The 16,419-nt window shown below is 40.2% G+C and carries 12 protein-coding genes; 2 read left to right on the top strand and 10 right to left on the bottom strand.

What is annotated here, in order from left to right; all coding sequences use genetic code 11:
* Positions 1–173: 173 nt before the first annotated feature.
* Positions 174–1,124, bottom strand: coding sequence for a transketolase-like TK C-terminal-containing protein (locus FSB73_RS23710; protein WP_225974376.1), 951 nt, complete (start codon positions 1,122–1,124; stop codon positions 174–176).
* Entirely contained in the window at positions 1,019–2,182 is a 1,164-nt protein-coding gene (locus FSB73_RS23715) for a transketolase family protein (RefSeq protein ID WP_225974377.1), read from the bottom strand. Before FSB73_RS23715 ends, FSB73_RS23710 begins: the two co-directional genes overlap by 106 nt.
* A gap of 451 nt (positions 2,183–2,633) precedes the next feature.
* Between FSB73_RS23715 and FSB73_RS01805 the strand changes: the two genes are divergently transcribed.
* Positions 2,634–4,826: a bifunctional alpha,alpha-trehalose-phosphate synthase (UDP-forming)/trehalose-phosphatase gene (locus FSB73_RS01805; protein ID WP_146779880.1), complete on the top strand. Its 2,193-nt coding sequence runs from the start codon at positions 2,634–2,636 to the stop codon at positions 4,824–4,826.
* A 12-nt stretch (positions 4,827–4,838) separates the two neighbouring features.
* Here the strand turns inward: FSB73_RS01805 and FSB73_RS01810 are convergent, their stop codons facing one another.
* The 3 genes from FSB73_RS01810 to FSB73_RS01820 form a co-directional block, all read right to left on the bottom strand.
* A complete protein-coding gene (locus FSB73_RS01810; RefSeq protein WP_146779881.1) occupies positions 4,839–6,737 on the bottom strand; it encodes a glycoside hydrolase family 15 protein in 1,899 nt (632 codons plus the stop codon).
* A 167-nt stretch (positions 6,738–6,904) separates the two neighbouring features.
* Entirely contained in the window at positions 6,905–7,330 is a 426-nt protein-coding gene (locus FSB73_RS01815; protein ID WP_146779882.1) for a restriction endonuclease subunit S domain-containing protein, read from the bottom strand.
* A gap of 23 nt (positions 7,331–7,353) precedes the next feature.
* Positions 7,354–7,785, bottom strand: coding sequence for a hypothetical protein (locus tag FSB73_RS01820; protein WP_146779883.1), 432 nt, complete (start codon positions 7,783–7,785; stop codon positions 7,354–7,356).
* Between the two features lie 152 nt (positions 7,786–7,937).
* On the opposite strand from FSB73_RS01820, the gene FSB73_RS01825 reads away from it, so the two are divergent.
* Positions 7,938–8,192, top strand: a complete 255-nt coding sequence (locus tag FSB73_RS01825; protein ID WP_146779884.1) for a hypothetical protein — start codon at positions 7,938–7,940, stop codon at positions 8,190–8,192.
* Between the two features lie 104 nt (positions 8,193–8,296).
* Here FSB73_RS01825 and FSB73_RS01830 read toward each other — a convergent pair whose 3' ends face one another.
* The 5 genes from FSB73_RS01830 to recC form a co-directional block, all read right to left on the bottom strand.
* Positions 8,297–8,452, bottom strand: coding sequence for a lmo0937 family membrane protein (locus FSB73_RS01830; protein WP_146779885.1), 156 nt, complete (start codon positions 8,450–8,452; stop codon positions 8,297–8,299).
* Positions 8,453–8,496: 44 nt separating this feature from the next.
* On the bottom strand, positions 8,497–8,835 hold the full coding sequence (locus tag FSB73_RS01835) for a hypothetical protein (protein WP_146779886.1): 339 nt from the start codon (positions 8,833–8,835) through the stop codon (positions 8,497–8,499).
* 57 nt (positions 8,836–8,892) lie between these two features.
* Positions 8,893–9,078: a DUF6496 domain-containing protein gene (locus tag FSB73_RS01840; protein WP_146779887.1), complete on the bottom strand. Its 186-nt coding sequence runs from the start codon at positions 9,076–9,078 to the stop codon at positions 8,893–8,895.
* A gap of 463 nt (positions 9,079–9,541) precedes the next feature.
* Positions 9,542–13,105, bottom strand: coding sequence for a UvrD-helicase domain-containing protein (locus FSB73_RS01845; protein WP_146779888.1), 3,564 nt, complete (start codon positions 13,103–13,105; stop codon positions 9,542–9,544).
* Positions 13,106–13,167: 62 nt separating this feature from the next.
* On the bottom strand, positions 13,168–16,419 hold the full coding sequence (recC, locus tag FSB73_RS01850; protein WP_146779889.1) for an exodeoxyribonuclease V subunit gamma: 3,252 nt from the start codon (positions 16,417–16,419) through the stop codon (positions 13,168–13,170).

Genomic DNA, 16,419 nt, shown 5'->3' on the forward strand with positions numbered 1-16,419 from the left:
CCCGAAAAACCGAAACAATAACAAGTTCCTGCTGTGATTCATTATTAAAAAACAGCGTTTTAACAAAAAAAACTCGGGCGTATCCTTTTTTCATCCATATCCCTTCAGATACTTCAGATATGCTATAATGTATGGCATTTGTCAACAGGTAACACCCAAAATTAAATATTAGCCTAAAAACGGCCCATTAAAGATTTGGCGTTCTGGATGACATTTTCTGCTGTAAATCCAAATTCTTCCATTAACACATTCCCTGGCGCGGAGGAGCCAAAATGATTAAGTCCAATCACAATCCCCTCATCACAAACATACTTAGCCCATCCAATAGGAGAACCTGCCTCCACCGCAATCCTTTTATGCAGGTCCGCAGGGAGTACTTTTTCCTTATATGCCTGGTCTTGCAGATCAAAAAGTTCCCAACTGGGAAAACTAACAACCCGCGCCCATATGCCCATTTGAAATAAATCGGTTTGTGCTTCCAATAATAAATGCACTTCACTGCCCGATCCCATCAAAATGAGTTCAGGCTTATGTTCAGTCGGTGGATCGTTGAGAATATAGGCTCCTTTTTGCAAATGGCAGGCGTGTGTAAAGTAATTCTGGTCTAATATAGGGATTTCCTGGCGCGTCAAAATCAAGGCAACCGGTCCACCTTTATGCGTCATTGCCACCTTCCAGGCCTGGACTGCTTCGTTGGCATCTGCCGGCCGGATCACGACCAGATTAGGGACGGATCTAAGCCCAATGAGTTGTTCCACAGGTTGATGTGTTGTCCCATCCTCTCCCAGTCCAATACTGTCATGAGTAAAAACATAAATCGGTTTTATTTTCATGATGGCTGCCAGCCGCATTGGAGGACGCATATAATCTGAAAATATGAGAAAAGTTGCCCCAAAAGCCGTAAAACCCTTCGTCAGGGTGATCCCGTTCAAAATGGCGCCCATCGCATGTTCTCTGATGCCAAAATGGAGATTCCTGCCACCAGGGTCTTGCTTACTAAATGACCCAAGACCTTTTATTAAAGTATCAGTGGAGGGAGCCAGATCGGCTGCGCCTCCAACCAGTAATGGAAAATAGGGCGCAATTGCCTCCAGTGCCTTCCCGGCTGCCTTTCTGGTAGCCATTCCCTTTTCATCTGGTTCAAACTCAGGTAAATCAATATCCCAATCGCCCGGAAATTCATCTTTTGCTGCATTTTCGTAGGTTTCAGCCAGCTCGGAAAAATGCTGACAATAATTTTTCCACAAGGCTTCCCATTTTTGTTGCTTTTCCATCCCTTCACCCCCACCTGACGATAATATTGCAAAACATCAGACGGGATCTCAAAACTTGTATCAGGATCAAAACCAAATCCTTCTTTTACTTTTCGAACCTCCGCTGTCCCTAATGGTGAACCATGGGCCGCGGCCGTACCTTCCTTATCTGGACTGCCGTAACCAATGACGGTGCGCACAATAATCAAAGAGGGACGTTTTTTTTCATCTTTGCCGGCTAATATAGCTGACTCGATGGCCTCCAGATCATTCCCGTCGTCGACCGTCTGTACATGCCACCCATAACTTCTGAACCTGGCCGCTACGTCCTCATTAAAAGCCAATTCAGTACTGCCCTCAATGGTTATATGATTATTATCATAAACGTATACTAAACTTCCTAAACCCAGATGTCCAGCCAGTGAAGCAGCCTCAGAGCTAACACCCTCCATCAGGTCTCCATCACTACATATCGCGTAAATATTATAATTAAAAACGTCAAATCCGTCTTTATTAAACTTGGCTGCCAGCATTGCTCGGGCAATCCCCATTCCAACACCGTTAGCAAACCCCTGTCCAAGTGGGCCTGTGGTCACCTCGATGCCTGGCGTAAGTCCGTATTCAGGATGCCCCGGTGTAATGCTATGCAGTTGTCTAAATTCTTTAATATCATCCATATGCACTTCATAGCCTGTTAAAAACAAATAGGCATATTGTAACATACATGCATGACCACAGGAGAGAACAAAACGATCCCTGCCGGCCCAATGAGGATCTTTAGGGTTGTAATTCATAATTTTACTCCATAAAACATGCCCTATGGGTGCCAGCCCCATAGGTGTTCCAGGGTGTCCGGAATTCGCTTTTTGGACACTGTCAGCGGCAAGTACACGTACTGTATTTATAGCTAATTGTTCTATATTTTCCATTCCTGCATTAATTTTTATATTGATACTTTCATTGACTTTATTCAAAAAGGCTAAAAATTCTTTATCACCATCCCCTCACACTTACAACAAAGTATATGCCGCGCTTATTTTGTACTTACCTGCATGGTCCCGCCTTTTGTCGAAGCATCCTTAAAATAACCAAGTTAAGTGTACCGACTGTGCCGAGCCATAGAAGTACCTAGACGCTAACACCCCAAAATTAGCACAAAGCGTTTGCTATTAAACTTTCTTCTAAAGCAATGCTTATTCAGCCCCATTCCATCTAAATTCACAAATTGTTCTAAAAATACCCCATCCTGATCTACAATCTAAAGTGGTATTTTTTGCGCAGGCAAGCACTTCTAAAACCATAACCGCATAGATTACCCAGATATTGGCAAATGGTATAAGAATTGCACAATTGCTGATAGCTTCAACAATCAATTAATTCATGAACAAGCCTAAATTGATCATCGTTTCCAACCGGCTACCCATTAAAATAGAAATTAAAAAAGGTCAATGGCAAATAAAAACAAGTGAGGGTGGCTTAGCCACTGGTCTTGGGAGTTTTTACAAGGAAAAAGGAGGGATTTGGATCGGATGGCCTGGTACACAAATAAAGGACAAGGCCATGGCTAGCGAAATTCAGCAGTCACTTCAGCGCCAATCACTAGAACCGGTTTTTTTGACCCAACAGGAAATTAAAGAATATTATGAAGGTTTTTCTAATCAAACCTTATGGCCATTATGCCATTACTTCCCATCCTATGCAAGTTTTGAGAAAAAAAATTGGCTAGCCTACCAATCAGTTAATAGAAAATTCGCAGAGGCAGTTATCCGTATTGCCAGCCCGGGAGATACGATCTGGGTGCATGATTACCAATTAATGCTGGTGCCTAATTTGATTCGGGAACAATTACCAGATATCAGTATTGGTTACTTCCAGCACATACCTTTCCCATCCTATGAAGTCTTTAGGATGATTCCCTGGAGAGAGCAGTTGCTAAAAGGGCTTTTGGGTGCCGATTTGATTGGCTTTCATACCTATGATGATGTCAGGCACTTTATCAGTGCCATTTTGCGCATTATGGATGTACAATCCAATATGAATATAATCGCCTTTGGCAAACGCTTAATCACTGCTGAGCCATTTCCAATGGGTATAGATTTTGACAAATTCCATGACCAGGTCAGTCGTCCTGTTACCCAAAAATATAGTCAGCGGATTATTGAAGGTTTGGAAGGAAAAAAATTATTGATTTCCATTGACCGGTTGGATTACAGTAAGGGCATTTTACAGCGTTTAAGCGGTTATAACACCTTTTTAAAAGATTATCCAGCATACAGAGGCAAAATCGTTTTCTATCAATTGATCGTACCTTCAAGAGACAAGGTTCCTGAATATGAACAACTTAAAGAAGATATAGATAAACAGGTATCACATATCAATGCCCAGTATAGTACGCTTAGCTGGCAGCCCATACAGTATTTTTACCGTTCATGGGCCTTCGAGATTCTATCAGCTTTGTATTATAGTGCGGATATTGCACTGGTAACGCCTATGCGGGATGGCATGAATTTAGTCTGTAAGGAATATATCGCCAGTAAAACGGACAGAGAAGGCGTTTTGATATTAAGTGAAATGGCAGGCGCTGCCAGAGAACTAACGGAGGCCATTATTATCAATCCAGGAGATGCCGATGGCATGGCCGCGGCTATAAATACGGCACTGCAGATGGATCCCTCAGAGAAAATGCAGCATATGCAAATCATGCAGGAAAATATAAAAAAATTCAATATACATATGTGGGTTAATAACTTTTTAAATAGCCTTTCCATAGCAAAAGAGAAACAACAAAAATTATCAACAAGACAAATCAGCCCAGTAAACCTTGACAACTTTACCAAAGCCTATCAGCAGGCAAATAGTCGACTTATATTTTTAGATTATGATGGCACCCTGGTACCCTTTGATAAAAACCCTGCTAAGGCAGCGCCCAGTGCTGAACTTATTCAATTATTAAAGGCACTTACCAGTGATACCAAAAACAGGATCATTGTCATTAGTGGCCGAAGCAGACAATCACTTGAAACATGGATGCAAGGAATTCCCCTTGATATTATAGCTGAACATGGTGCCTGGACAAAGAAATTCGGGGAAAAATGGACCATCAGTGAGGCACTGGAAAACAATTGGAAGACGGATGTCAGATCCGTGATGGAACAATATGAACTGCGCACTCCTGGCTCTTTTATTGAGGAAAAGGATTTTTCCCTGGCCTGGCATTACCGGAAGGCAGAACCCTCTTTGGGTGAACTTAGAGCCAAAGAAATTACCGGTCATTTAAAACACCTGGTTTCGGACAAAGGACTGCAAGTACTGGAAGGCCATAAAGTTGTTGAAGTAAAAAGTACCATTATCAACAAGGGCAAAGGAGCCGAAAAATGGCTTCGACAATTTCCTGCCGACTTTTATCTGGCCATAGGTGATGACACCACCGATGAAGATACATTTATGGCCATGCCTCAAAAGGCGATTACCATAAAAGTAGGCGGCGGCATGAGCCAGGCAAAATATTTTATAGACGACCCGGCTGAAGTTATTATGCTGTTAAAGACCATCAGCCTAAATAAGGATTTATAAACCCGTCATCTCTTAGAAAAAATTGGGATTATTTATTTTCTGGGCAATACGATAGGCGGCATTCATAAGTCCAACATGACTATATGCCTGGGGGAAGTTCCCCCATTGGCTGCCGTTTTCGGCATCCACATCCTCACTAAAAAGTCCCAGATGATTGCCATAGGTCAGCAATTTTTCAAATTTCACAATGGCTTCCTCTACCCTGCCCACGGCCGTGAGGGCTTCAACGTGCCAAAAGGCGGTAATTAAAAAAGTCGTGTCCGGAAAACCAAAATCATCCTCGTGCAGGTATCTGTAAAACAATCCTCCGGGCGCCTCCAACTTTTTTTCAACAGCTTTTAAATGATCCTGTGCCTTTTTACCTGCGGGATCCAGATAATGCATCATAATCAATTGTAGTGTACTGGCATCCAAATAAGCGGAATCTGTTGCTTGTTGGTACACTTTCCTTTTGGGGTCATAACAAGATTCAATCTTAGCTTCAGCCCTTTCTTTTAAAGCAACAGCCCAACGTTCTATTTTTTTGTCCTCAATTCGTTTGGCAATCTTTATAGCTGCAAGGCAGCCTGCCCAATGAAATAAATAGGTATAACAGTGGTAATTCCTAAAATTACGGAACTCCCATAATCCTGCATCAGGCTCATCCATTACCATATCAATTTTCTTTAAAAGCGAGGCGATCCAAGTGGAAGAGTCCGATTTTTCGCGGCGTACAAAACGTTCATCTGTATAAAGTGGCAATAAACTCAACATGACCTGACCATAAATATCATTTTGAATATGCGTTGAGGCTTCGTTACCCACTCTTACGGGCACATTGCCTAAATAACCAGTAAGACCCAGAATCCTTTCTTTCAGGTTTTTCTCCCCGGCAATACCATATAAAGGCTGATATCGGCCCTTTTCTTTAACTGAAATATTAGCGATATAATTAAAATAGCCTTCCATTTCCTCAAAGTGACCAATATTATTAAAGGCCAACAAAATATAATAAGCGTCTCTAAGCCAGCAAAAACGATAATCCCAGTTTCTACCTGAACCAGGCGCTTCAGGAAGTGAGGTTGTACTGGCAGCTATGATCGCACCTGTGTCTTCATATTGATGAATTTTAAGCACAAGGGCACTGCGAATCACTTGCGTTTGATACATGTTGCCTATGCTGGTTTTTTTCACCCACGCACCCCAGTATAATTGGGTCTTATGTAAAAAATCCTCTACTGTACTTGCCAGCGGGGCTTCTAATGGGCTGCCATAGGTCAGGACAAGATATTTGGTATCCGTAAGTACGCTATATTCACCCGCAAGTATATGGTTAATGGAAAAATCCGTTGTCAGTCTGATGGGATTACCTGCCCCAAAGTAATCGATATGATTACTTGCGGGATAAGCATCGAGCTGCTTATTTCCATACTCAGCCACTGGTTTGCAAGTTACCTTCACTCTGGGATTTCCGTCAAGCGGTTCTACCTTACGAATTAACATAAGCGGCTTAAAATACCGATCGTACAAATTAAAGCGCGGCGCAAAATCTGTAACCTTATATCTGCCCTCACTACACGTTATTTCGGTGCAAAGGATATTGGTATTTTCTTTATAATATTGATGACTGGTAAACTTCCCTTCTGGTAAAATAGAAAACGCTCCACCCTTTTGCTGATCCACGAGTCCACCAAAAATAAAGCTGCTGTCAAAACGAGGCATACACATCCAACATATATTTGTATTAGTCATAATATGGGCTAAATAAGAACAGTTCCCTATAAGTCCAAATGGGTAGGTATGTCGCTTAGATCTTTTAACTGATTTTTCTGCTTTTTCAGTTCCTTTGGCTGATTTTACGGCCTGGTCGGCTTTTTTTGCGGATGCTATTATTGAGTTAGTCGTTGTTTTCTTTTTTACACTTTTGGCCATAATACTATATTTTTAGTTTCTGAATAATACCGATCAGCTTATTTGCATTTTCATCTTAATGGAAAAAATTTGGGCTGGGCTCCAAACAACACTGATCACTGTACCCAATGCTGGGGAAATAATTCCCCATCGCCTAATAGATTAATTCTGGTGTCATTTTGATCAGATTAATCCTTTAAGTCGTCCGTCAGCTTTCTTTCGCTTTCCATTAATTCCGATTTTTGGGCCCTGATTTTCTCAACCAGGGTATTATCCAAATCAATTCCCTCGGTCAGCAAATGATTATAATGCGCGATTCTTTTTATTTCTTGTTGAAGCAGGATTAGAAAAGTCGCCTGATCACTTTGATTTGGGTCAAAATTATCCTGCTCCTGCCTGGTATAGTCCATGGATGCAGATCCTATAGATCCACCATAGAGCTTAAGGAAATAAGTTAATTCCATTACAAAGCCTTCACTTTGGCTGGATAGCTTCAGTAATAATTTCCTTTTTTCCGGGCAACTGACCAATTTAGCGGCAAACTCGTATCCATGCCTGCGCTCCATATTGATTTCAATAAGCTTTCGTATGATATTTTCTGATAATCTTTCCATTTATCTATTTCAGCAGCTGCTCATTAATCTTCATTATCATCATAAATATTCGAGTCTTCCTCTGACTGACCGATATCCAGATCTCCTCCCATCATATCTTCTTTTTCATTTAAGGGCGTCCCATCCAGATCCGAATCGTCAAGGGTTGTCATATCGGCCATATCATCTTGCTCATCAGGCATTCGAGTAGCAGCGTTTTCCAGATCTGCTATTTCCTCAGCAGATACATTATCAGCACCATCTGCTATCACCCCTTCCTCATCACTTGCGCTTACCCCGTCATCGGCGTCTCCAAAAACATCTTCATTGTCGTTAGCAATAGAAGCGGTATCTGCCTTGGAAAGTGATTCTGTCTGATCCCGCATAGCGTCAATATATTTTTCATCTGCCAGCTTATCTAATTTTGCAGGGTCAGTGTCCCTGATTTTATCGTCTTGATATTCTTGATTACCCATTATTATTTATTTTTTTAAATTAAAAACAATTGATATGCCAGAGCTAAGAAAGTCATCAATCTTAACCTTACCCATGGTTAAATCTCAAAATCAGTATTATGGAATAATATTTGACCTTTGGTTCTTATTATTAACTCTTGAAACTTATTTATATGAACCGCAAAAAGGATATTAAAACAGAAAAAGAAATAGCCATAAATACAAGTACCTGTAATCAGCAATTCCCGACAAATTTGTTATTAAGTTTTACGGCCGCTACCCTATGCTCAGCACTAAGCGTTAAGTTTCTCAAAAAAGGCGAACTCGCATTAATGACCACGCTAATGGTTATGCCGCTGGCCATTATATATTTAAACAAAAGAGCAGCGCAAAAGAAATTTAAATGGACTAAAGCGCCCATTTTTTAGACAAATAGGGCCGAGACTCTATTTGTCTAAGCCCTATTTATCATTTAATAAACAAAGGAAATAAATTGTTCTGTAAACTGCTTACTCTACATGACATGCTGAAATTAAACAGCCTTACCACCTCTTATTACACGAATTAAAATAGCAATAATCGCAATTACCAATAAAATATGGATTAGACCACCGGCGCTATAAACAAAAAAGCCCAGAATCCATCCAATGATCAAAATAACGGCCACTACATATAAAAGATTAGACATAAAATAAAGGTTTTAATGAATAAAATAAGTGCTTAAGCGAATGTTTATAAATCAAATTCAATTTGATCCTCACGTCCCTCTACAGGTATATTGCGCATAAAGTTGTTATACTCGGGGCCATGGTTGCTAACCGCTCCATATGCATCCAATGTATAACCAATCAAACCATCATCCGCTTTAATCACATAAAGAACTGATGAATCATCAGGATTCGAATCGCCTTCAAAACGGTAGGTTCTGATTATTTTCAAATCTCCAGGCTGATAATCTTTCCCCTTGCCGGCATTAAATCCTTTTTCGCTCCATTTAAATTCTGTGTCCAGTTTTCGTTCTCGAAGCTTCTCCATTACCGAAGTCAGCGTCGTTAAATCTCCAGTTTCCATAATAATATTATTTGGTTATAAATAAGGGTTCTTCAATTTAGGGAAACCACATAGTGATTACTTTTTGCTGCTTTTTTTCTTTGGCACTTTTGCGCCTTCCATTCTTGCTTCTGATAAACCAATGGCCACAGCCTGCTTAGGGTTGGTGACTTTTTTTCCACTGCCACTTTTTAGTTTACCTTCTTTCATTTCATGCATGGATTTTTCCACTTTCTCTTCTGCTTTATGACTATACTTTGCCATGATTTTACGCTTTGTTTCTGTGATATTAATCCAAAAAATCTGCCAGAAAGATTTAGCTGTAAAATTGACGTCTTCCAGGCATTAATGGGTAATGCTTTCTACACAAATGGTAAAATCCGCACTTACTTATTCTTAGTCAGTCATTTTTGAGTAGGTTATAAAAGGTTTTGGTTAAAGATGCATTCGTTAAATCCATTCAGGCATATATCAACTTTAAAAGATCCCGTAAATTATATCATTTAAATAAGGCACGCAAAAAGAAAGTTAATCCAAAAAATTTAACTGTTTAGCTACAAAATGCAGCTTTCAGTTCAAATGAATTGTTATTATCCTTTAATGTATTTGGATAATTGAATGTCTTAGCGGAACTTTATAGTTCTCATAAGCAGTTAGTTTTGGTTGCGGCCCTGGTTTCTACCAGGGCTTATTTTTTTTATATCAATTCAATCTAAATTTTACCCTTCTAATAATCAGTGATTTCTGATGTCTTTGTACTCCATAAGGCAATTAAGGAAGCAATTATGTTCTCAGGCGGTTTCACAAAATAAATTCCCGATCCACTTCCAGCACGGACACCTCTTACAAAATAATACAATACACCTCCGAAATCTCTTTCATAATCAAAGTCTTCTAATCTTTCTATCAAATATTTGACCGTTGCTACTGTATATATTAAATATTGCAAATGATAATTATGTCTGGACATTTCTTGTTCCAGGTTCCTAGCAGCATAATCAGACAATTCGCCCCCTAAATAAGTAGATTTCCAGTCCAGTACGTAATATTTACCGCTGTGCTCAAAAAGCATATCTATTTTTCCATTCATCATACCTTCCCAGCCCAGGGAATGATTTGTTTGCAATACCGCTTTATCACCAATAAGTGTACTTAAATCACTTCTATTAAACAAGTGCACCGGAAAATCAAATTCAAATTCATTTAATCTTTTATCCATACTCGTCTGACTCAGTGAAAATTGTCCATTATCCGTTTTTATGGTAGCAAAAGAAGTGTGTTCCAGTAGCTCCAACAGCATGGGCTCATAAAGAGCAGCATCATGCGGTGCATATCTTGACACTGCTTTTTGAATTTCTTTTGACCACGCGCCGGATTGTTCAAAACTTATATGTTCAAAAACGTCATGTAAAAGATTACCCGTAATATTACCTCGCCGTAAGACCTGAAAAACAAACTGATCATAGGTACTGCCAGGATTTCTGGATTCATAAGGACTATGGACGGATGGTGCCGCCGCTAAATAGGTATAGCTGAGTTTACGCCAGTTATTTTCTAGTAAAACAAACGAAACTGTATCCTTTTTTGGTGTTGATGTGATTTGAATATCCTTTTCTTTTCGCTTATATCTAAAACCTTCCGGTACAATTAAGGGTTCCATAAAGCGTATCCCTTCGGGTAGATTTTCTTTAAATGCGTTTAAAAACGCATAGAATGCACAATGCTGCTTTTTATTTGAATAAGTGGAACTATAAATAAAACAGGCATACACCCCTCTAGTCAGGATAACATAAAGCATTCTTCTGTTTTCCTGCATCCTTTGTGTATCATATTGCTCCAGGTCTTCCCCAATTAACAAATCAGCCGGGATTACCTCATCCACACCCGCTTTATTTTTAAAAACAAAAAAGTTTTCATGTCCATTTTGGGTCATCAGGTCCATGGCATGGGTCAAAACAATATTAAATTGCAGTCCTTTGCTTTTATGCACAGTCATGATCGTTACCGACTGATCATCACTCTCTACCCGTTGTTCATACTCGTCCCCTTCTGCAATGGGATCCTCAATACTGCGACTGAGCCAATCTTTTAATTCTACAGGTGATAACTTCTTATTAGATTGTTGTTTGTAGAGTAACTCAATAAGCTGATATAAGTTAGATATGATCCTTTCTCCATTTCTGGTTCTGGGATCTGTCAAATAGTTTTCCACCTTATAATCAGCAATAAATGAAAATAGTGCTTTATATACCCCGTTTTTCTCCCAGGCAAGTTTATACGCGCCAAACCGTCTGGTGGTAATAACATCATCCTGATTTAACACATCCTGAATGCTCATTCCCGTAATGGAGGTTAACAGGGCTTTGTTGATGGCATTTCTGGATTGCTCCAAAATGGCGTCCAACACATACAAAACTTCTTTCGCTTCCTCCGTTTCCAAAATCTTCGCATTGCCGATTACAACGGACGGAATCCCGTACCTGGATAACGCCTTTTTAAGTGGAATCATGTCGCGGTTTCTACGGACTAAAATTCCTAAATCACTCGGTCTGACAGGCCTCGATTCATAAACTTCTTCTCCAGCCGCATTTTTTACGATCGTCTCTATGCTGTATTTTCCACTTAAAATGGCCGCTACCTGAGCCACAAGGGCGTTTTCTACCTCCGCCATATTTGGCTGTTCGGTTATAGTAATAACAGGAAAAGTGTCCTTATCACATAATAATCGTCCTTTTTTGTTCCCCGCTGGAGCGGTTACTAAATGGTAATGAATGCCCTGAGGGTTATCCTTATAATAAAAGGTATCAAAATCAGCGGTAGGCATAAAAAAGCCATTCATTGCGGCTATAAAATCATTCGTTGACCTGTAATTAACATGCATCCCATATTTACGATCCACATGCTCACCGGCTTTTAGATAGGTATCAATATCGGCTTTGCGCCATGCATAGATGCTTTGTTTGGGATCTCCGATATAAAACACCACGGTGTCCTTACCAAAGGCAGTATTAAAGATTTCATATTGCTTGCGATCGGTATCCTGAAACTCATCGATAAATACCACTTTAAATTTCTTTCGAATGGCATTAATAAGCGCCGGATTATCTTCCAAACACAGCCGTTGATATAGCTGCTCAATTAGATCATCAAAACATAATTGCCCGTGTTTTTCTTTATAGGCCGATACAGAAGGGCCAATAATAGAGGTAGCTGCTGCATAAATATGATGCATTAGCTGTGTTTGTGCCTCATTTAATGCGTCGCTGAGTGGCGCTAACTTGTTCGCAATCTCTAGTAATTCAGGGAATGCCCGCTCTAAATACTGAGGTGGCTTCTCAAATTTTGTCCAAAAAGTTTCTAAAAAAGCGGTGGGTTGATCTATTAATGGGCCAAAAGTTTTAATAGCATTTTTCTCACGGCTGACCCACATTTCCAAAGTCTGTCTGTCTGCACACATATCCAGCATTTGTTGGTTCAGAGACGCAATATCCTGTTGTAAAGTCTGTGTGGAAGACCTACAGCCGTCAAAAAACGCTTCATCTAATGGATAAGACTGATTGGGATCATAATTATAAATGGGCTTTCCTGAAAAATAATCACCAATTACTTTACTTAAATCAGCCCTATTCAACCTACCTGCGAGCAACTGTAAAAAATCAAGTGGCATGACCGCTATATTGGAACGCCAAAACTGATTTAACTGTGTCGTAATTACTTGCGACATATCGGTTACCAGATCTACCGAAAAGGATTGTCTGGTTTCAAAGGCAAACTCGCGAAGTACCTGTTGGCAAAAACTGTGAATGGTCTGCACGGAGGCTTCATCCAGGAATGTCAATGCCTCGAATAAACGCGCTTCCACCTCCTTTTTAGCCTTATTATTTGCTAGTGCTAATTGTTCATCTTCCTCTATTGATTCCCCGTCCTCTGGTTGATCAACCAGGTCATCTTTATGCTTTAAAGCCCTGCGCGCAATTTCTGCTTCTATAATGGCAGTTATCGTCTCATCTTCACAATTTTCTCCCTGCGTCGCTCCATAGGCCATGCGTATAAAGCTACGTACACGGGTTTCCAGCTCTGCTACTGCTGCCTTGGTAAAGGTGACCATCAAGATTTCCTTAATGGAGATATTTCTATTTTTGCCATCCTCCTTAATATCGATTTCCAGCAAAATTCTTAACACAAGGATTGCGATGGAGTAGGTTTTGCCAGTACCCGCACTCGCTTCTATTAAGTTGGTTCCTTTCAGGGGGACCGTTTTCGCATCAAAATTTAATATTTCTACTGCCATTTTTTTATTTTTCTGACCTTCTACTTATTCAACTTTAAATTAATACAAAAAGGAGCCATTTATTAAGACCCCATATTAAAAGTTGGAAACAACTCTTTCAATGGGCTTTCCAGCATTTCTAGGATATCTATGTAATTCTCTAAGGCCTCAGGAGAAAAAACGCCCAATTCATCTGCTTTTTGGATATAAGGATCTGTATAAGCACCTTTATTATTTTTATTTTGTATTTTACTATACCATTTTTTAAAATCAAGGCCGTCTTTTGTCCCTTTTAACGCAAGGCCCAATACAAAAGGTAAGATGCCATTTTGCCCGCGCTGGTATAGCTCAATAAGCTGATTTAACGATTCAATGGCCCGCTGCTTATTGAGCGGCTGGGCCAAAAATACCTGGTTTTGTTTACTGGAAATTATAACCAATTCTGCATGTATATCACTAACCAGCAACATTAAATACTGTATATAGCCTTGCAGCAGGGTTTTCATTTCCTTTTTTGACCAGGACAATAAAATCAGTTTGTCCCCATATAAGCGCAGTTTTCCGCTAATACTGATGCCATCACAGCTGTAATTTACATGCACTTCACGAACTGCCGCCCCTGCAATTTGTGTCTCAAATAGCACTCTTACCGGACTTACGGTCTCCAACAGTTCAATCATTGCTACCCGACTGCTGTTTTTTAGAGGCAATTTACCTGTCTTTACCCCTTTATCCCGGTAATCCTCCCAGGCTTCCTCCTCATTTAAGTCGATCAGTTCGCCTTTATATTGATAAAGCTGTAAATTATTTAATTCAAAAATTTCTTCTTCTTTTAATACGTCTGTACGCTGCCCGTAATAAATACCGAGCACCTGATTCAAGTATCCTTTTATGGGATTAATCAAAAAACCGATAAATCTATCCAGATTCAAGTCAGTGGTGTCGCTTTCAAGGTCTGCCGTTGCTGCTTTATCCTGAATTTCATTTTCCGTATCTGACACTAAATGAAGATATTGAGGCACGTCACCTGATTGCATGGGGCTAAAATGATGCAAAGCGTGCTTAAAGATTATTGCTTTTCTAATCTCTTTTTTTTCTGCAGGTTTCTCTACCCTGCACTCGGCCACAATATACTCAATGAGTTCTTCTACCAGACTGGAAGCGGGCAAATCTGTGTTATCCTTGATATTTCTGCCGATATAACTGATATATAAATAATCTCTGGCGGATAAGATTGTCTCTAAAAATAAATGTTTGTCATTGGCCTTTACATTACGATCACCAGGTCTTTTTTGAATTTCCATCAGGTTAAAACCAAGGGACTGTTCTTTTCTTGGAAATTTATCATAATCCAGTCCCAGTAGGGCCACAACTTTAAAAGGAATGCTGCGCATGGGAATCAGCGAGCAAAAAGTCACACCACCAGAGGCAAAATTGCTATTTCTGGAGGCTGTTATCAGTCGCTGCCCAAAACTTTCCATAAAGACACCAAAACTAATTGCTTCTCCAAAAAAAGCCTCGGAACTATTGTAATCTGCCAGTAAGGCTGCCAGATATTCAAACTCTTCATCCCCTTGCTGCTCTTCTTTGAGAATAAACTTCTCCAATAGCTGTTTTACAAAATCTGCCCAGCCTGAGAGCGTCCGGTCTTGTTCCCGCCTTTCCAGCATGTCCATCAAATCCTGGACAAAAGCCACAAACTGGATAACTTGTTCGCTATCACTCCCTTCCACTAAATTCAAGGGATAAAAACCTTCCGGGCCTTCCCCGACCTGTTGATCGCTCATCATGCAAATACCATACATAATGCGCTTTAGGCCGTAATTCCAGCTCACATATACTGAATCATCCGTATAATTACCCTCGATCCCGAAGCGTATACCCGCCTGTTCCAACACCTCTCGTAATAATTCCAGCCGGGTGATGCCCAGATGACTTCTAATATAGGAACTGTCCAGTAGCCTTAAAACCGTCTCAGCTGTAAAAGCGCTGGATTCTAAAAGTAACAAACTTTCCAGCGCACTACTTATACTATCGGATTCTGTAAACCTTTCATCGGCTATTTTATATGGAAACCGATATGGTGCATGATCAAATACAGCCCTTATATAAGCCGCATAATGATCAATATCACTTACCATCACCACAATGTCTCTGGCAGACAATGACTGCTTTTTCCGGTCAATTAAATAAACCAGAAAATTATAGAGACTTTCCACTTCTCTTAAAGGACTATAGCAGGCATGAATCGATAAGGATCCATCTTTGATATCCTCTATAGCAAATAAAGGAGTCTCCTTATCAGGCGTTCTGTTTTCATATATAGATAGCTGCAACTTGTGCAAGAGGCTGTCCTCCTCCGGCAAAATCTCTGGAAGGGCTTCGTAACTATTTAGAATTTCATCCTTTTTAAATAACATACCAAAAGTATCCTTAATCACCTTACCCATACTTTGTAGTAACGGATGGCCCTGGGCAGTCTGATCCGAAGCAACTTTGCCCAGCTTGCGCAGGAAAATAAGTCTTTTCTCACTTAGATCATCATACCAATAATCAGCGGGAGCCGGGTTTAACAGGTAAAAATAAATCTGCATTTTACCAGCCAATAAATCAAAAATATGTAAGTGATACTCCGTCAAAAGGCTAATACCGAAAATAAAGACGGCCGGCATTTTTTCGAGCAATCTGGCAACCTCCGTTTGATTCTGCTGGATCGCTTTTTCAATAAAGTCTGCTATCTCATTTTTGTCCGCAAAGACCCTTTTTCCCCGCCCCGTATTATCTTGATCTTTTATATTAATCTTTTCCCATAAATAAAACTGCCAGGCTTCCAATTCCTGGCCTCCCTGCTGGCCTTTATTCCAGGCCATGATCATATCGGTGCGGTAAATCTGGTATTGATCAAATAAATCGGCCACCTTTTTTGCAAGACCTAATCTTTTTATCCGGGCATTATCTATAGCTATCTGATCTTGGGATTTTTCTTCAGTTAACACATAATAGCTGGCCACCTTGGGAAACTTAGCCATAAATTCCGGGGTTCCCATCAGATGAAACAATAACCAACACAGGTTATCGCCACTCATAATGGTCTGGGCAGTCCCACCGAGTAACAAGTAGATTTTGAATATAAGATCATTCGGTTTCAAATAGGCAATACCTGCTGCAATACCCTGCCACTCTGCCAGCTTGGTTCCCAGCCAGTTATTCATACCGTCAGTTTGGGTGACGATATAATAGGGTCTGAAAACATTCCCGTTATATTCATGCAGGTCAAAATACAGACTCTTTGCCAGTTCCTCTAATGAATTTGATGCCTTTAACTGAAAAGCCAT

Source organism: Arachidicoccus ginsenosidivorans (genome assembly GCF_007971385.1).
Taxonomy (GTDB): Bacteria; Bacteroidota; Bacteroidia; order Chitinophagales; family Chitinophagaceae; genus Arachidicoccus; species Arachidicoccus ginsenosidivorans.